The organism is Ruegeria sp. AD5 (genome assembly GCF_056542345.1).
The window spans coordinates 257,797-275,919 of the sequence record NZ_JBQFZR010000001.1; the positions used below are offsets into that span (position 1 = coordinate 257,797).

Here is an 18,123-nt window from a genome sequence, read left to right on the forward strand (position 1 = left end):
ACGGATAATGCATCCCATCATCAAATTGGTTTCCCAGCGCCTGGCGCTGGGACTCCTTTTGCTGCTCGGCGCTTCGGCCCTGATTTTCGGCCTAACCGAAGCCCTACCTGGAGACGCCGCGCAAGCCGTCCTGGGGCAGTCCGCAACTCCAGAGGCCTTGGCAAACCTACGCGAAGAAATGGGCCTGAACCGCCCTGCCCTTACACGCTATTTCGAGTGGTTGGGCGGCATACTTCAGGGTGACCTGGGTCAATCCCTGACCAACAAACTTGATATCTCCGAGAGTATTGGAAAACGCCTTGGGAACACTCTGTTCCTGGCTTGCGTGGCAGCAATAGTTTCCGTACCGCTTGCAATCTTTCTGGGGCTGCTTGCCGTGCGGTTCCGCAATCGCTGGCCCGACAAACTGATTTCAGCCATCACCCTGACGACGGTTTCGATCCCCGAGTTTCTGATCGGTTATGTGGTGATCTACTATATCTCAGTGAAATTGGGATGGTTCTCGTCGCTTGCGATGATCAATGATTCTATGTCGTTTGGACAAAAGTTGAATGCAATCGCGCTACCTGCCTTTGTTCTGACGCTGGTCGTGCTGGCACAGATGATGCGCATGACGCGCGCGGCCATTCTGAACCTCATGCAATCGGCCTATATCGAAACCGCTGAATTGAAAGGCCTCAGCACATTTCAGGTTATTGCCCGCCATGCCTTTCCCAACGCGATTTCACCGATCGTGAACGTCGTCATGCTGAACCTGGCCTATCTGGTCGTGGGTGTTGTCGTGGTCGAGGTTGTGTTCGTCTATCCAGGTATGGGGCAATACCTTGTGGATGCCGTGACCAAACGTGATGTGCCGGTTGTTCTGGCCTGCGGCGTGGTGTTTGCGGCCGTTTATATCGGTCTGAACATGGTTGCAGATATCGTGTCGATCCTTGCCAACCCAAGACTGAGGCATCCGAAATGATAAAGAACATTCCTCTTTCGGCTCTGATTGGCCTTATCTTCACCTTCGCCTATTTCTTTGTGGCGATCGCCGCCCCGTTGATTGCACCCTATGGAATGGCAGAAGTCGTCGGCGACGTCTGGGAGCCGAGCAGCCCCGAACATCTGCTAGGCACTGACAATATCGGTCGCGATCTGCTGACCCGCATGATCTATGGCGGGCGCACGACAATCTTCATCGCGGCAGCGGCGACGCTGCTCAGCTTTCTGACCGGTACGTCGCTGGGCCTGCTGGCTGCTGTACTGGGCGGATGGGCTGATCAGGCGCTCAGCCGTACGGTGGATCTGATCATGTCAATCCCGACTCTGATCCTGGCACTGGTCATTCTGGCCATCGTTCCGGTGACCGTCCCGATCCTGATCCTTGTTATGGGCTTACTGGATGCCACTCGCCCGTATCGTCTATCGCGATCCGTAGCGGTGGACATCAACGTGATGGACTATGTTGAAGCCGCCAAGCTGCGCGGCGAAGGGCGCGCCTGGATCATCTTCCGGGAAATCCTGCCCAATGCGCTGTCGCCACTTGTGGCCGAATTCGGGCTACGGTTCATCTTCATGGTTCTGTTCATCTCGACCCTGTCGTTCCTGGGACTGGGCGTCCAGCCACCGCTGGCTGACTGGGGCGGTATCGTGAAAGAAAACAAGGATGGCATCGTCTATGGTATCGGCGCAGCGCTTTATCCCGCTGTGGCCATTGCGACGCTGGCAATCTCGGTCAACCTGGTGGCTGACTGGGTCCTGAATCGTACCACATCGCTGAAAGGAGGCCGGGGATGAGTGATATCCTTCTCAAGGTCCGCGACCTCAAAATCGGCGCGACCGTCTATCCGCCGGGTGAAAAGCCCCATGACATCGAGATCGTGCACGGGGTCAGCTTTGACCTCGCGCCAGGCAAGGTGCTGGGTCTGATCGGCGAATCCGGGGCTGGCAAATCTACCATCGGTCTGGCCTCAATGGCCTATGGCCGTGGCGGTGTGAAAATCACCGGGGGCGAGGTTTGGGTGAACGGGCGTGATATCCTCAAGACATCTCATGGGGACATCCGCAAACTGCGCGGTGGTGAGGTAACATATGTTTCCCAATCCGCCGCCGCATCGTTCAACCCCGCAAAGAAGATCATGGATCAAGTGGTCGAGGCCGCAGTTGAGCAGAAGAAGTTTTCGCGCAAAGAGGCTGAAGCCCGCGCGCGTGAGCTTTTTGCCAAGCTGGGTCTGCCCGACCCTGACAATATCGGTGATCGTTACCCGCATCAGGTTTCGGGCGGACAGCTGCAGCGCTGCATGACGGCGCTGGCGCTTTGCCCCGAGCCTGATCTGGTGGTTTTTGACGAACCTACCACGGCACTGGACGTGACTACCCAAATCGATGTGCTGATGGCCATCAAAGACGCCATTCGCGACTCGGGCGTTGCCGCCTTGTATATCACCCATGATCTGGCAGTTGTGGCCCAGGTCAGTGATGACATCATGGTGCTGCGGATGGGCGATACGGTCGAATACGGAAATACCGACCAGATCATAAACCGCCCGCAAGAAGAGTACACACAGGCGCTGGTTTCGGTCCGCTCAATCGAGCACGAAGAGAAAAAACCAACTCCTGAACCCGTGCTGAGCGTCGATGGTATCACCGCGCGCTACAAAGGCTTGAATTTCGACGTGCTGCATAATGTCAACGTCGAGCTTCATCCGGGGCAGACACTGGCGGTTGTGGGTGAATCCGGGTCGGGTAAGTCTACGCTGGCGCGGGTCATCACCGGGCTTCTTCCGCCCCGCGATGGTGAGATTACCTTTGCGGGCCGCAAGCTCAGCTCTGATCTGAAAGGCCGCACGCGTGAAGACCTGCGTGAGCTGCAAATGATCTACCAGATGGCCGACGTGGCAATGAACCCGCGTCAGACCGTCGGTACGATTATCGGCCGCCCACTCGAGTTCTACTTCAACATGCGCGGCGCCGAGAAACGCAAGCGGATCGTTGAGCTGCTGGATGAGATCGAACTGGGCGAGAAGTTCATCGATCGTTATCCGGCGGAACTGTCGGGTGGTCAGAAACAGCGTGTCTGTATCGCGCGATCGCTGGCGGCCAAGCCAAAGATGATCATCTGTGATGAGGTCACCTCGGCGCTCGACCCGCTGGTCGCGGACGGTATCCTCAAGCTGCTGCTGGATCTGCAAAAGATTGAGGATGTGGCATACCTGTTCATCACCCACGATCTGGCGACAGTCCGTGCGATCAGCGATAGTATCGCGGTGATGTACCAGGGTCGGGTGGTTCGCTACGGTCCCAAGAGCCAGGTGCTAAGCCCTCCGTTCGACGACTATACAGACTTGCTGCTTAGCTCGGTGCCTGAGATGCATCTTGGCTGGCTGGAAGAGGTTGTCGCCCACCGCAAAATGGAGAGCGCGGGGAACTGATCCGCGCCCTTCTCATAGAAACACCGAAGACCATTCAAATTCCCGGCGCTGTGAACACAAGCAGACGTCGGGATTTTGCTATTTGGGGCGCAAATGCGCAGCCATAGCCGGACGAATCTCATAGGTTCGCCGGAACGAATACTCAGAAACAAGGGCCGGAACATGGACCGCAAACTGCTTTTGATCATCCTCGACGGCGTCCCCTGGCGCAACTTTCGTCGACTGTTTGGCAATCTTGAAGGATGGATCGACAGCGGTGCTGCCCGGGTTTGGAAACTCCGCTCTGTACTGCCTTCGACCTCTGCCAGTTGCTATGCGTCGATCCATACCGGCGTCACACCGCAAGAGCATGGCTGCACCGGCAACGGCAACGTCTTCCGGCTAAGCCACAAGGATGTGTTCAGCCAGGTGCGTGAGGCAGGCGGCATAACCGGCGCGGTCACCCACAGCTATTGGTCTCAATTCTTCAATCGCCACCCATTCGACTACGTCCGCGACGTTGAATATGACGAGCCCGACAACCTGACCATCAACCATGGTCGATTTCATTCGATGACGGGATACGGCAAAGCGAACCAGATGACGCCCAGTGATGTCGATCTGTTTGCCTCGCTGACCAATCTGTGTCTGCGCTTTGGGCTGGATTATGGCATCCTGCACACCTGCACACTGGACAGTATGGGGCATCGTTTCTTCCACGATTGCGCCGAGATGGACCATGCCTGTTTTGTCATGGACGAAATGCTGGCCCCGTTCATTCCGCGCTGGCAGCAGTTGGGCTATGACGTCATCGTGACGGCTGATCATGGACAAGACGAACGTGGCCATCACGGTGGTCGCAGCCCGTTGCAGCAGGAAACAGCGCTTTACTACTTTGGAGAGGCCAAAGGCCCTGATCCCGATATCGTGATAGACCAGCTACAGCTTGCACCAACCATACTTCAGCGCATGGGCGCACCGGTGGCGGATACGATGAAAGCCAAGCCGTTCCTGACCTGACGCGGTTCAGTCGTAGGACCAAATCCCCTGCCCCAAAGCCTCAATCGCCACGGAAATCCGCTCAAAGCTGTCCGCGGCGCGCCTGACCGATGTTCGGGCGCGCAGATATCCGTGGACCAAACCGGCCTCGTTGATGCAATGGGCCTGCCCACCTGCGGCTGTGATCCGGTCGCAATAAGCTTGCCCGTCATCGCGCAGCGGATCGCAATCGGCGGTCACCACCACCGTCGGCGGTAGCCCCGAGAAATCGACGTCATGCAACGGTGCATAGGTAGGATCGTTCTGGGGCGTGGTACCTTGATTCCGAACAGTCTCATAAAACCGGATATCGTCCAATGTCAGCAGCGGGGCATTGGCATGTTCGATATACGACCCCTGCGACATATCTCCGCCTAAGCCGGGATATATAAGGACCTGCCCCAGCACATTTTCCAACCGACTCCGACCATGGTGCGAAACGGCTGCTGCCAGATTGCCACCCGCGCTGTCACCGGCCAGCACGATCGGTTCGCCGTATTCCTGAACCACCCAGTTCGTGGCGGTCCAGCTATCCTGAAACTGCGCCGGGTGCACATGCTCAGGGCACAACCGATAGTCGACCGAAACGATCCGATAGCCCGTCTGGGCGCAGAGTTCCGCACAAACATCATCGTGGCTATCCAAGCCCCCGACGACGAACCCACCACCATGTATGTAGACGACGGTCCGGGTGGGGTCACCGGCGCTATAAATGCGAACAGCTACGCCATCGGCGGACCTGTCGCGCACCTCGATGCCAGGTGGGCGCGGCTGGCGGAAGTCCTGACACATCGCGTCATAGACCCGGCGTTGGTCAGCAATGGACATCTCTACTGTATCATCCGGATAGCTCTCGGCTGTGCGCCGGATGAAACCCCAGGTCTCCTCGTCGATCAGACGTTCATAGTCCATTGTTCCTCCGAATTATTCAGACCACTCCCATGGCCGGGTAAACGAACCCAGTACTTTTGAGACATCGTCTTCGGAAGACCCATTCGCGTCAAGCTGCGCGACAAGACCCCTCTTCTTGTCGTCGATTACCGAAACGACCCGCGCTTCAATGCCTGCGGCGTCCAATGCACCGTTGTAGATGCGAGTGATGGCTTGCTTGCGCAGTTCGGGTTTGAAAACCTTGCCAACGGCGGTTTTCGGCAATTCATCCAGAATGGTCATGTGCTTGGGCTGTGCCGCGCGTTCGTGGACGTGGACCTTGCAATAGTCCATCAGCTCCTGTTCAGTGACCGAGGCCCCCTCGACCAGTTCAACAAAGGCGCAAGGCACCTCACCCGAATGCGCATCGGGCTGACCGATGGCCCCTGCAAAGGCGACGGCATCATGGCCCAGCAAGGCCTCTTCGATTTCTGCAGGATCGATATTGTGTCCGCCGCGAATGATCAGGTCCTTCGCGCGACCGGTGATCCACAGATAGCCGTCCTCATCAAACCGTCCCAGATCGCCCGTGCGCAGGTATTTATCGAAATGATAGAGGTTCGTATTCTTGTCGGTCTCGGTATAAGTATTGCCCGCGTATACGCCGGGGTTCGAGATGCAAATTTCACCGATCTGATCTACGCCGCACTCGGTTGGTCCATCCGGCCCGTCCTGCAGGATTTTGACATCCGTATAAGGGAACGGGATACCGATCGAGCCGATCTTCTTTTCCCCATCCACGGGGTTGCATGACACCAGACAAGTGGCCTCGGTCAGGCCGTAGCCCTCGACGATAGTAACGCCGGTCGCTTCTTCAAACCGACGGAACAGTTCGACCGGCAACGGAGCTGATCCCGAAAACGCCGTTTTCACGCTGGATATATCCGCATCCACAGGTCGCTGCATTTTGGCTGAAATCGCTGTCGGCACTGTAATGATGAACGAAACCTTCCAGCGTTCGATCAGTTTCCAGAAATTGTCGAATACGCCATCACCGCGATACCCGGCAGGCGTCGGGAATACCACATGTGCACCAGACGACACCGCCGCCATCACGATGACATGCACCGCAAAAACATGGAACATCGGCAGAGGGCACATGATGACGTCGTTTTCGTCAAAGAGCAGCGTGTTGCCCAACCAGCCATTGTAGATAAGGCCCGAGTATTTGTGCTGCGCTACTTTCGGCATGCCCGTAGTGCCGCCCGTGTGGAAGTAGCACGCCACCCGATCTTCCTGGCTATCCTCAAAGTTCAGCGTTTTAGGCTGCTTGTTCAGCTCATCAAGGAAGTTCTTGTAATCCGCATGGGCCAGCTTTTCTTTATCACCCATCTTTGGGCGCAAGAACGGTACAAGCCAGGATTTGGGCGGCGTCAGATAGCGATTCAGGTCGATCTCAAGGATCGTGTTGACGCCCGGAGCGTGGCGTACTGCCTCTTCGACCTTTTGGGCTACATCGGTTTTGGGGAAGGATTTCAGCGTGACCACGACCTTCGCCTTGGTCTCACGCAGGATCGCCGCGATCTGCTCCGGCTCCAGCAATGGGTTGATCGGGTTCACGATCCCAGCTACCGCACCGCCCATCATGGTGACCAGCGTCTCGTTACAGTTGGGCAGCACATAAGCCACCACATCGTTTTCTCCGATGCCAAGGGAACGGAACAGATTGGCCGCTTGGTTGACTTTTCCCAGCAGTTCGGACCATGTCAGCGTCTCAGCCTTGTCACTCGGTCCAGACAACAACTGAAAGCTGATCGCTTTGTGGTTCGGGAACTTGCCCGCCGTCCGCGACAACAGCTGGTGGAAAGTGACGGGTACGTCCCGGTCCTCCCACGTCATCTCCTGCTCGATGCGCGCCTTGTCTTCCAATCCCACAAAGGCCATGTGGCTCCTCCCCTGATCTGTCTCCCGTGTCACGCACAGGTTTGATTGTCCTCTCCAAGATGGAAGCAAAACACACCATGCGCAAGCAAGGGCTTAGCGATCAGGTCCGGGAATATGTAGAATGACGCTACGGCGAAACGAGATGTGCCGGAGCGTCACTTTATTCTGCAGCCACCCCGTCGGTGAACTGCAGACGTGCGAGGCGGGCATACAAACCGTCCTGCGCCACCAGATCGTTATGGGTACCCTGCGCTACAATGCGCCCGGCTTCCAGCACGACAATCCGGTCTGCCTTCTTAACGGTCGCCAGACGGTGCGCCACGATCAGAGTGGTGCGCCCTGCCCTCATGTTATCGACCGCACCCTGCACCGCACGTTCGCTTTCTGCGTCCAAAGCCGAGGTCGCCTCGTCCAGCAGCAGCACCGGTGCGTCGCGCAGGATGGCACGTGCGATGGCGATACGTTGCTTCTGACCACCCGACAGCATTACGCCCCGTTCGCCCACAAAGCTGTCATACCCTTCGGGCAAAGCCGAGATGAACTCATGCGCGGCGGCGGCTCGGGCGGCGGACTCGACTTCGGCATCTGAGGCGTCCAGACGGCCAAAGCGGATATTCTCGCGCGCCGAAGCGGCAAAGATCACGGGGTCTTGCGGGACCAGCGCGATGTGCTGACGGAAGTCGTCACGGTTCAACTCGCGCAGGTCGAGCCCATCAAGGCTGACCTGTCCCGCATCGGGATCATAGAACCGCTGAATCATCTGGATGACTGTTGTCTTGCCCGCACCAGACGGGCCAACAAAGGCCACTGTCTCCCCAGGTTTAATCTGCAGTGACAATTGATCCAGCGCGACAACGTCCGGGCGCGCGGGATAGTGGAATGTCACATCGTCGAAACGTATCTCTCCGCGTACGGGCACAGGCAATGCCTTGGCCTGCGACGGATCGTTGACTGTATCTTCAGCGTTCAGAAGCTCGACCAAACGCTCGGTCGCACCTGCAGCGCGCTGCAACTCGCTCCAGATTTCGGACAACGCCGCGACTGAACCCGCCATGATGATCGAATAGATCACAAACTGGATCAGCACGCCCTCGGTCATAACCCCGTTACGCACATCATTCGCACCCATCCACAGCACGCCAACGATGCCCGAGAAGACGAGAAAGATCACAATGACGGTCAGAATCGCACGGGTCTGGATCCGACGCAGAGAAACTTCGTACGAAGTTTCTGTCATCTCTCCGAACTGCGTCCTGCTGGCGTCCTCATGAGTAAAAGCCTGCACGGTTTGCACCGCACCCAACGCCTCGCCGGCATTTCCAGAGGACGCCGCAATCCAGTCCTGATTTTCCCGGCTGATCACCCGTAACCTGCGGCCCAGTACCAATATTGGCACAACCACCAGCGGGATAAGCAACAATACCATTCCGGTCAGCTTGGCCGACGTCAGCAGCATCAGCACCAGTCCACCGACGAACATCAGAAGGTTGCGGAGCGCGATGGACACAGACGACCCCAGCACCGATTGGATCAGCGTTGTGTCGGTGGTGATACGGCTCAGAACTTCGCCGGTCATGATGCGCTCGTAAAACTCGGGGCTCATCCCGATCACGCGGTCAAAAACCGCCTTTCGGATATCGGCCACCACACGTTCACCCAACCGGGTCACCAAAGCATAGCGAATACCCGTACCCACGGCGAGAATCCCGGCTATACCGAGGGCGGCCAGAAAGTACCATTCAAGCAAATCACCATCTTCGATGCGGAAATTGTCGACCACACGCCGCACAGCCAAGGGCAATGTCAGCGTCATGCTGGCCGTCAGGATCAACGCCAGTGTCGCGCCGATCATCAGCAGTCGATAGGGCCTCATGAACGGCCACAATGACCGCAGCACGCCGATTTTCTTAGACCGTGCACGCTGCTCCTGCGCTCGCGGAGCCGAATTGTTCGCTGGACTGGCGGCGTTGGTTCTTGCCATGTCTGGCCCTTGTATTTTGGTCGGTCGCCCTGATCAGGCATCAATCTCAGCTTCTTGGCGTCAGAGGCGTTTGGGGTCAAGCTGAAGACAAAGTTTTGCAGCCCGATAAGGGCTAAATGACGCAACCTGTGTGGGGGATCAGCTGGAGCGGGCGGCGGGAATCGAACCCGCGTCATTAGCTTGGAAGGCTAAGGTCTTACCACTACACAACGCCCGCTCAGCGAGGTCACCACCTATTTCATACAAAATTTGTCGTCAAGAGGATGTTTCAATCAAATGCACCTCGCGGTGAGAATTGATACGTCCATTTTGCCGGCACCGACACTTGCGAACAACCGCGACAGCTGGCTGCTTTCCGATGAGTAATCTTGTCCGACAAGGAGGGCTGGATAGCTCGAAGAGCCTTTTCCGCGCTCCGCGATGCCTTTCACGAAATTGTGCTATAATTCGATGATCCGCTGTTCGGCGCTGATTGCCGGTGTTCGGCGGAGAGTAAGCGGGGGATTGAAGGATGACCGATTTTGACCTCGGCACGTATCGCCGTGCTGTTACCACTTCATCAAGCGAAGCTCAGAAGCTGTTCGATCAAGGGCTCATCTGGTTGTTTGGGTATAATCATGAGGCCGCTGCCGCCTGTTTCGAAGAGGCAATATCTCATGACCCGAATTGCAGCATGGCCCATTGGGGCGTCGCCTATGCGATTGGTCCAAATTACAATAAACCATGGGAGTTCTTTGAGCCCGATGAAAAGGTTGCCACCCTTGACCGGGCGCGTCAGGCAGTCGAAACGGCGATGGCTCTGCGCACATCTTCGACCCCGATTGAGGCGGCCTTGATCGAAGCGATCTCACACCATTTCCCGTCGGACCCCGAAATAGAGGACTATGCACCGTGGAATGACGCCTTCGCCGATTCGATGCGCGCGGTTTTTTCCGATCATCCGGAAGATCTGGACGTCTCGTCCGTGTTTGCCGAAGCCTTGATGAACCGAACGCCCTGGCAGCTTTGGGACCTTAAGAATGGCACACCCCCCGAGGGCGCATCCACCACCGAGGCGCAAACCGTGCTGGAAAGGGCCTTTGAATCTTTGCCTGGTGCATGGGAACATCCCGGCCTGCTGCATATGTATATCCACTTGATGGAGATGTCGCCCACTCCGGAAAAGGCGCTGCGACACGGGGATCGGCTGGTCGATCTAGTGCCCGACAGCGGGCATCTAGTTCACATGGCGACGCATATCGACGTGTTGTGCGGCGACTATCAGAATGTGGTCTGGCGCAATCACCGAGCCGCAGCGGTCGATAAGAAATACGAAGCCATGGCCGGGGGTGAGAACTTCTATACCGTCTATCGCGTCCACAACGTACATTTTGAAGCCTATGGGGCCATGTTCCTAGGGCAACCCGAATTGGCCCTGGCTGCGTCCGAGGAATTGATGCGATTATTGCCGGACAATGTGATCCGTTACTTCCCGGATTTGTTCGAATCCTTCTATGGCAAGAAAGTCCATGTCATGGTCCGCTTTGGCATGTGGCAGGAAATTCTGGATGAACCCATGCCCGGCGACGCGGAGTTATACAGCTATACCACCGCCGCAATTCATCAGGCGCGCGCTGTGGCTCTGGCCAATTTGGGTCGTATGGACGATGCAGCGCATGCACGCAAAGTGGCCGTTCAGGCCAGGAAAGCCGTCCCAGAAAGTCGACTGGTATTCAACAACACCGCCGAGGATGTTTTGATGATCGGCGAGGCGATGATGGATGGAGAGATCGCGTTCAAATCCGGTGACCGTGAAGGCGGGCTTGATCATCTGCGCCGCTCGGTCGAGTTGGATGACAATCTGGTTTATGACGAGCCATGGGGATGGATGCAGCCAACAAGGCACGCTCTGGGTGCCTTGTTGATGGAAGACGGTCAATTCGATGAGGCCGAGGCCGTCTATCGGGCCGATCTGGGTCTGGACGACACGCTCGCCCGTGCCTGCCAGCATCCCGGCAATATCTGGAGCCTACATGGCCTGCATGAATGCCTGATCCGTCGCGGTGAAACGACCGAGGCCCGTCATATCAAGCTGCAACTGGACAAAGCTGCTGCACGGGCCACGGTGCCTATCCATGCCTCATGTTATTGCCGCAGCAAGGCAAAGGCGGCTTAGGCTTCTGGTCGTTTGGCGATAGATTCGCCTAAACACTGATCAGCGCCGCAGGTAGATCGGCGTCAATCTGTACGCGGCGCAGATCAAAAGAAGCTTTGCTCAGACAGTCAATTTCCTGTCATGTGATCGCTCTACACCCACGGGGCGATTCTTAGTTCAGACAGCCAGGAGCTATCCATGACAGACGTCGATCTCACCACCCTTTCCGCCGACGATTGGGATGAGTTGCACTTCCCCCGCCCGGATGAACACGACTTCGACCGCGTGGTTGAAAGCGCTATCTCGCGACGGGGTTTCCTGTCAGGAGTTGTGGCATTTGGGTCGGGCGCTGCGGCGATGGGCGCTGGTTTGTTGGGCTCAACTTCAGCACAGGCGGTCGATGCACAACGCTTTGCCTTCACGCCGATTCCCGCCCAGACCGATGGGACAGTCCACGTTCCGGAAGGTTATGAGTGGAAGATGCTAATGCGCTGGGGCGATCCGCTGTTTTCCGAGGCCGATGGATACGATTTGACCGATGGCGGTAAGGTTGAAAACTCGGACAAGGTTTTCGGCGAGAATACGGATGGGATGGAGACATTCTCGTTCCGGGGTCACGAGCTGATTGCGATCAACCACGAGTACCCGAACCGCAAGATCAACCTGCCTGCCGCGCAGGAAGGTGTTCCAACCCGTGCCGATGACGTTCTGAAGTTGCAGAACATCCAGGGCGTGACCGTAATGGAGATCAAGGAAGGCCCTGCGGGCTGGGCGGTCGTTAAGGACAGCCCCTTCAACCGCCGGATCCACCACAACACTCCAATGAAGATCGTCGGCCCCGCCGCTGGTCATGACCTACTGAAGACCGAGGCCGATCCGACAGGAACCGCGTCGCTGGGCACCATGAACAACTGTGGTTCCGGCAAGACACCGTGGGGCACCTACCTGACCTGCGAAGAAAATTTCAACGGCTACTTTGGTTCCTCTGACGAGAATGCCAGCTACGATCAGAAGGTCGCGGACGGCATGAAACGCTATGGCATCAAAGCCGAAAGCTGGAATGGCTACGAACTGTTTGACCCCCGCTTCGAAACCTCGAAAAACCCCAATGAGCCGCACCGCGCAGGCTGGATCGTTGAAATCGACCCGACCAAACCCGACAGCACTCCGGTCAAGCACACCGGCCTTGGTCGCTTCAAGCATGAAAATGCTGAGGTCGCGCTGGCTGCGGACGGTCGTGTTGTGGTCTATATGGGCGACGATGAACGTGGCGAGTATCTTTACAGGTTCGTCTCGAACGCGGCCTATGCGCCCGGTGTCGACACTCAGGGCTTGTTGAATGACGGCACGCTATATGTCGCCAAGTTCAATGACGACATGAGCGGCGAATGGCTGCCGCTGACGCCGGAAACAACCGGCATGGACGCGGCCGAAATTCTGATCTTTACCCGTATGGCCGCATCGGCTGCGGGCGGCACCACAATGGACCGCCCGGAATGGGTGGCCTCCAGCCCTGTTGCGGTCGAGGCATATTGCTGCCTGACCAACAACAAGAACCGTGGAGTTAAGCCAAATGCTGGGGGTGATGACACTGCAGTCAACGGCCCTAACCCGCGCGAGGCCAACAAATACGGCCAGATCGTGCGCTGGCGTCCAGCGGATGAAGATCACGCGGCCACTGGCTTTGATTGGGATCTCTATGTCATGGCCGGAAACCCGACTGTTCATTCGGATAACCGTGGCGGATCGGCAAATGTGAACGAAGGCAACCTGTTCAACTCACCCGACGGCATGGCCATCGATTCGACCGGTCTGGTCTGGATTCAGACAGACGGGAATGATGACAACGAGGAAGAATTCGCAGGAAACGGCAATAACCAGATGCTAGTTGGCGATCCCGTGACCGGGGAGATTGTGCGCTTCATGACCGGCCCGAATGGCTGTGAAGTCACCGGTCTGGCCTGGTCGACCGACCTGCGCACCATGTTTGTTGGCATCCAGCATCCGGGCAGCAATTGGCCCGATGGCGGTACGCCGCGTTCGTCGGTGATTGCGATCAAACGCACCGACAACGGGCTGGTCGGCTAAACAAGCCCTTGCATCAAAAGCGCCCCTGAACTTCGGTTCCGGGGCGCTTTTTCGTCTCAATTCAAATATCCTCACCCGGTGGATCAAGCAGCCCGCCCGGCGCAAGCAAGGCACGTTCTGAAAGCCACGGGTTCAGTTCGAGTGCATGGTTCAGCGCCGTTCGCGCTTCGTCCAGCCGCTTGAGACCCAACAGCGATAATGCCCGCCCGCTAAGCGCCGCTATATGGTTCGGGGACAGCTCAATGGCCCGATCCAGATCGATCAGGGCCGCACCGTAATCCTGCTGCAAATAGTTGACGAATGCCCGCTGATTGTACCCCTCGGCATAATCCGGGCAATAAGCGACCAGAGCGTCAAACTCGGCCAGCGCACCGGTCAAATCCCAAGACTCGCGCAGAGTCATCCCGCGATCCAACAGGGTTTGAGATCGGGCGTCCGGCGCATCGGTCCAGAGTTGCCACATCCGTCCCGAAATGCCCCGCGCCTCGCGCTCAGACGACGCGGTTTGGGCTTGCGCAATCAGGGCGTCGACGCCAGAAATATGATCCGGCGCGACCGGGCAATCTGCAGAAGCCTGAGCGGCAGAACCAGCGAGTATGGCAACGATAAGTACGTTTTTCATCCTCTCTAACCTGATCCATCAGGCGTTTAGGTCAACTGCTTTATAGCGGAGCCAGCAACCCGGTTTCTTTCACCGCCTCCATCGCAACGAAGGTGGAGGTGTTGGCAACATGCGGCAGGGATGAGATTTTCTCGGCTAGCACCGTGCGGTATTCCGTCATCGATCGGGTCCGGATTTTAAGCAGATAGTCAAAGTTGGACGCGATCATATGAGCCTGTTCAATCTCAGCAACTCTGCGCACCGCTGAATTGAACTCGGCCAGTGCTTTTTCACGAGTATCTGTGAGACGCACCTCGACAAAGGCCACATGATCAAGGCCCAGACGGATCGGGTCCAACATGGCGCGATAGCCTGTGATGATCCCGTCAGCCTCAAGCCGTTTGAGCCGCGCCTGTGTCGGCGATTTTGACAAGCCGATCCTGCGCGCAAGGTCCGTCACTGAGATGCGGCCATCTTCAGCTAATGCCGTAAGGATCGCACGGTCAAAGCGATCAAGGCTGGACAAGTCGTTTTGCATAATCAGGCTCCTATATTTCAGTCAATTCGACCAGAATTCGAGGAAATTCGGTCCATTCTCCTGACTATAGGCGGTTATATTAGGCAAAAGCCCCGGAGTACACATGTCACACAGCCTACGCACCAAAATCGACACTCAGACTTATGCCGACCAGTCCACTGTACTGGACGCGCTGATCTCTCAGGCCAAGCTGTCAGAGGCCGACCGAACGGCCATTTGTGAGGCTGCAGCACAGCTGGTGCGCGACATCCGCTCAAGCACGTCGCCTGGCATGATGGAAGTGTTTCTGGCTGAATACGGCCTATCCACAGATGAAGGCGTTGCGCTTATGTGTTTGGCCGAGGCGCTGTTGCGTGTGCCAGATGCGGATACCATTGACGCACTGATCGAAGACAAGATCGCCCCGTCAGACTGGGGAAAGCATCTGGGACAATCATCCTCGTCACTGGTGAACGCGTCGACATGGGCGTTGATGCTGACAGGCCGGGTCCTGGACGAAGACAAATCCTCGCCCGTCGGCGCGCTGCGCGGGGCCATCAAACGGCTGGGTGAACCGGTGATCCGCACCGCCGTTGGTCGTGCTATGAAAGAAATGGGGCGTCAGTTCGTTTTGGGCGAAACCATTCAATCCGCCATGAAGCGCGCCAAAGGCATGGAAGATAAGGGCTATACCTACTCGTACGACATGCTGGGCGAGGCGGCACGGACCGAGGCCGATGCTGCCCGCTATCACCTGTCTTACTCGCGCGCGATCGCCGCTATTGCCGAGGCCTGCACCCATAAAGACATTCGCGAAAATCCAGGCATTTCGGTCAAGCTGTCGGCCCTGCACCCCCGTTATGAGCTGGCACAGGAACAACGGGTGATGGACGAACTGGTGCCCCGGCTGCGCGCGCTGGCTTTGCTGGCCAAGGCAGCGGGCATGGGGCTGAACGTTGACGCGGAAGAGGCAGATCGCCTGTCGCTCTCGCTGCAGGTGATCGAAGAAGTTATGGCAGAGCCTGCACTGGCCGGTTGGGACGGGTTCGGCATCGTCGTGCAAGCCTACGGCCCACGCGCCGGGTTGGTATTGGATACGCTCTATGAGATGGCCCAGCGGCACGACCGCAAGCTGATGGTGCGGCTGGTAAAGGGCGCTTATTGGGATACCGAGATCAAGCGCGCGCAAGTCGAGGGCGTCGATGGTTTTCCGGTCTTCACCGATAAGGCAGCGACGGATGTGTCCTATATCGCCAACGCCCGCAAGCTGCTGGGAATGACCGACCGTATCTATCCGCAATTTGCCACGCATAACGCCCATACCGTCAGCGCCATCCTACATATGGCGGACGGCCAGCCATTCGAATTCCAGCGCCTGCACGGGATGGGTGAGACCCTGCATCAGATTGTGCGCGAAAAGCAGAACGCGCGCTGCCGCATCTATGCCCCAGTCGGTGCACACCGGGACCTGTTGGCCTATCTGGTCCGGCGTTTGCTGGAAAACGGTGCGAACTCATCCTTCGTCAATCAGATCGTTGATGAGGATGTCGCCCCCGAAGTCGTTGCCGCAGATCCGTTCCTGGCCGTCCAAACACCCGGCAAACCGCTGCCGACCGGGCCCGAGCTGTTCGAGCCGGAGCGACCAAATTCGAAGGGCTTTGATCTGCACCATACGCCGACGCTGGACCAGATCGATATCGCGCGCGACGCCTTCCGCGCCCATCACTGGTATGCGCGACCGTTGCTATCGGATGAGGCGAAGCCTTTGGACGACACTCCCGTGGTCAATCCCGCACAACCGCAGGATCGCCCTGGTTCGGTCGCTGCAGCCAGCCCAGAGGATGTGGAACTGGCGTTGGCCAGCGCCTGCCCATGGCAAGCCCCAGCTGAAGAGCGTTCTGCAGCACTGAACAAAACGGCCGACCTCTATGAAGCGCATTTTGGAGAGCTGTTTGCCCTGCTCGCCCGCGAAGCCGGAAAATCCGTGCCCGATGCGGTAGCCGAACTGCGCGAGGCGGTTGATTTCCTGCGCTACTACGCCGCCAATATTCCTGCCGCCAAACCCGCCGGAATATTTACCTGCATCAGTCCGTGGAACTTCCCATTGGCGATCTTCACCGGTCAGATTTCGGCCGCGTTGGCCACTGGCAACGCCGTGCTGGCGGCCCCTGCCCCGCAAACGCCACTGATCGCCCATCGCGCTGTTCAGCTAATGCACGAAGCAGGTGTTCCACGCGATGCGCTGCAACTGCTTCCCGGTGGGCCGAAAGTGGGCGCGGCGTTGACGTCGGACGAACGCATTTCGGGCGTGGCCTTTACCGGGTCGACCGCTACCGCGCATAAAATCCGATCTGCCATGGCACAGCATATGCGTCCGGGCACGCCATTGATCGCCGAGACCGGCGGCCTGAATGCGATGATCGTAGATAGCACCGCGTTGCCGGAACAAGCTGTGCAATCGATCATCGAAAGCGCGTTCCAATCGGCAGGCCAGCGATGCTCGGCCCTGCGCTGCCTCTATCTGCAAGAGGATATTGCCGATGACGTTCTGACCATGCTGCAAGGGGCGATGGACGCTTTGCAGGTGGATGATCCCTGGCTGATCTCGACCGATTGTGGTCCGGTCATTGACGCGCAAGCCCGGCAAACCATCGCGGACCACGTGGCTCGCGCTCGTGCCGAAGGACGGGTGCTGAAAGAGATGACAACGCCTCCCGAGGGTACATTCATCGCACCGGCACTGATCGAAATACCCGGCATCTCGGCGCTAGAGCGCGAGGTGTTCGGCCCGGTGCTGCACGTCGCCCGGTTCAAGGCACAAGAGATCGACAAGGTCATCGCGGATATCAATGCCACGGGCTACGGCCTGACCTTCGGCCTGCACACGCGTATCGACGACCGGGTGCAGCATGTGACCGAGGCGATCCATGCCGGTAATATCTACGTCAACCGCAACCAGATCGGCGCGATCGTCGGTTCGCAACCCTTCGGCGGCGAAGGTCTGTCCGGCACCGGCCCCAAGGCGGGCGGCCCGAACTATATGGCACGGTTCTGCGCGCCTGATCGGCAGAATGCTTCGGGACGCTGGGACAGTCCGGCTGAACCAGGTGCGCCCGAAGGGCAACCTGCAACGCCCAGCACCCAATCTCTGCCCGGTCCCACCGGCGAATCAAACCGCCTGACCGAATATGCCCGTGCGCCGCTTTTGTGCATGGGTCCGGGGGTCGAGGCCGCCAAGGCTCAGGCGGATGCGGTCAAATCGTTGGGTGGTACTGCGATCCAGATGACCGGCACGTTGGACCTGCACCGCCTTGAAAACCTGACCGGTTTCTCGGGTGTTCTGTGGTGGGGCGACGACGACACTGCCCGCCAGATCGAGCAGCATTTGGCCCGGCGCGATGGCCCGATCATCCCGCTGATCCCCGGGCAGCCCGACCGTGCTCGGGTGCTGGGGGAACGCCATGTCTGTGTCGACACCACCGCCGCCGGAGGCAACGCCGCCCTTCTGGGAGGTGCGGCATAACCGGACCTTGACGCTGGGCGGCGAAAAGCCCAGCG

Annotated in this window: 12 protein-coding genes and 1 tRNA gene; 7 read left to right on the forward strand and 6 right to left on the reverse strand. The window is 58.0% G+C overall.

Translation table 11 applies throughout. The annotated features are described in order from the left end of the window. The first annotated feature begins 7 nt into the window (after positions 1–7). From ACR0JG_RS01280 to ACR0JG_RS01295, 4 genes are all read left to right on the forward strand, one after another. Positions 8–964 carry an ABC transporter permease gene (locus ACR0JG_RS01280; RefSeq protein ID WP_170392259.1) on the forward strand — a complete coding sequence of 319 codons (957 nt, stop codon included), beginning with the start codon at positions 8–10 and terminating at the stop codon, positions 962–964. Then, positions 964–1,779, forward strand: coding sequence for an ABC transporter permease (locus tag ACR0JG_RS01285; RefSeq protein WP_170402849.1), 816 nt, complete (start codon positions 964–966; stop codon positions 1,777–1,779). Before ACR0JG_RS01280 ends, ACR0JG_RS01285 begins: the two co-directional genes overlap by 1 nt. After that, on the forward strand, positions 1,776–3,413 hold the full coding sequence (locus ACR0JG_RS01290) for an ABC transporter ATP-binding protein (RefSeq protein WP_170512411.1): 1,638 nt from the start codon (positions 1,776–1,778) through the stop codon (positions 3,411–3,413). The genes ACR0JG_RS01285 and ACR0JG_RS01290 overlap by 4 nt, the downstream gene beginning before the upstream one ends. A gap of 162 nt (positions 3,414–3,575) precedes the next feature. After that, positions 3,576–4,412, forward strand: a complete 837-nt coding sequence (locus ACR0JG_RS01295; protein WP_480567278.1) for an alkaline phosphatase family protein — start codon at positions 3,576–3,578, stop codon at positions 4,410–4,412. Between the two features lie 6 nt (positions 4,413–4,418). Here ACR0JG_RS01295 and ACR0JG_RS01300 read toward each other — a convergent pair whose 3' ends face one another. The 4 genes from ACR0JG_RS01300 to ACR0JG_RS01315 form a co-directional block, all read right to left on the reverse strand. Then, on the reverse strand, positions 4,419–5,342 hold the full coding sequence (locus tag ACR0JG_RS01300) for an alpha/beta hydrolase (protein ID WP_480567281.1): 924 nt from the start codon (positions 5,340–5,342) through the stop codon (positions 4,419–4,421). A gap of 12 nt (positions 5,343–5,354) precedes the next feature. Beyond that, positions 5,355–7,244, reverse strand: coding sequence for an acyl-CoA synthetase (locus tag ACR0JG_RS01305; RefSeq protein ID WP_170420681.1), 1,890 nt, complete (start codon positions 7,242–7,244; stop codon positions 5,355–5,357). Positions 7,245–7,404: 160 nt separating this feature from the next. Beyond that, positions 7,405–9,225 (reverse strand): ABC transporter transmembrane domain-containing protein, encoded by a 1,821-nt coding sequence (locus ACR0JG_RS01310; protein ID WP_480567283.1) that lies wholly within the window; start codon positions 9,223–9,225, stop codon positions 7,405–7,407. Positions 9,226–9,368: 143 nt separating this feature from the next. Then, a tRNA-Gly gene (locus ACR0JG_RS01315) sits at positions 9,369–9,442 on the reverse strand. 294 nt (positions 9,443–9,736) lie between these two features. Between ACR0JG_RS01315 and ACR0JG_RS01320 the strand changes: the two genes are divergently transcribed. Next, positions 9,737–11,380, forward strand: a complete 1,644-nt coding sequence (locus ACR0JG_RS01320; RefSeq protein ID WP_480567285.1) for a hypothetical protein — start codon at positions 9,737–9,739, stop codon at positions 11,378–11,380. A gap of 177 nt (positions 11,381–11,557) precedes the next feature. Further along, a complete protein-coding gene (locus ACR0JG_RS01325) occupies positions 11,558–13,447 on the forward strand; it encodes a PhoX family protein (protein ID WP_480567286.1) in 1,890 nt (629 codons plus the stop codon). A gap of 61 nt (positions 13,448–13,508) precedes the next feature. Here the strand turns inward: ACR0JG_RS01325 and ACR0JG_RS01330 are convergent, their stop codons facing one another. Both ACR0JG_RS01330 and ACR0JG_RS01335 read right to left on the reverse strand, forming a co-directional pair. Beyond that, positions 13,509–14,069 (reverse strand): tetratricopeptide repeat protein, encoded by a 561-nt coding sequence (locus ACR0JG_RS01330; RefSeq protein WP_480567288.1) that lies wholly within the window; start codon positions 14,067–14,069, stop codon positions 13,509–13,511. 40 nt (positions 14,070–14,109) lie between these two features. After that, the gene (locus ACR0JG_RS01335) at positions 14,110–14,586 is read right to left on the reverse strand and encodes an Lrp/AsnC family transcriptional regulator (RefSeq protein WP_170392279.1); all 477 of its coding nucleotides are present in this window, start codon (positions 14,584–14,586) and stop codon (positions 14,110–14,112) included. A gap of 103 nt (positions 14,587–14,689) precedes the next feature. Between ACR0JG_RS01335 and putA the strand changes: the two genes are divergently transcribed. Further along, positions 14,690–18,088, forward strand: a complete 3,399-nt coding sequence (gene putA / locus ACR0JG_RS01340) for a bifunctional proline dehydrogenase/L-glutamate gamma-semialdehyde dehydrogenase PutA (RefSeq protein WP_480567290.1) — start codon at positions 14,690–14,692, stop codon at positions 18,086–18,088. Positions 18,089–18,123 lie beyond the last annotated feature (35 nt).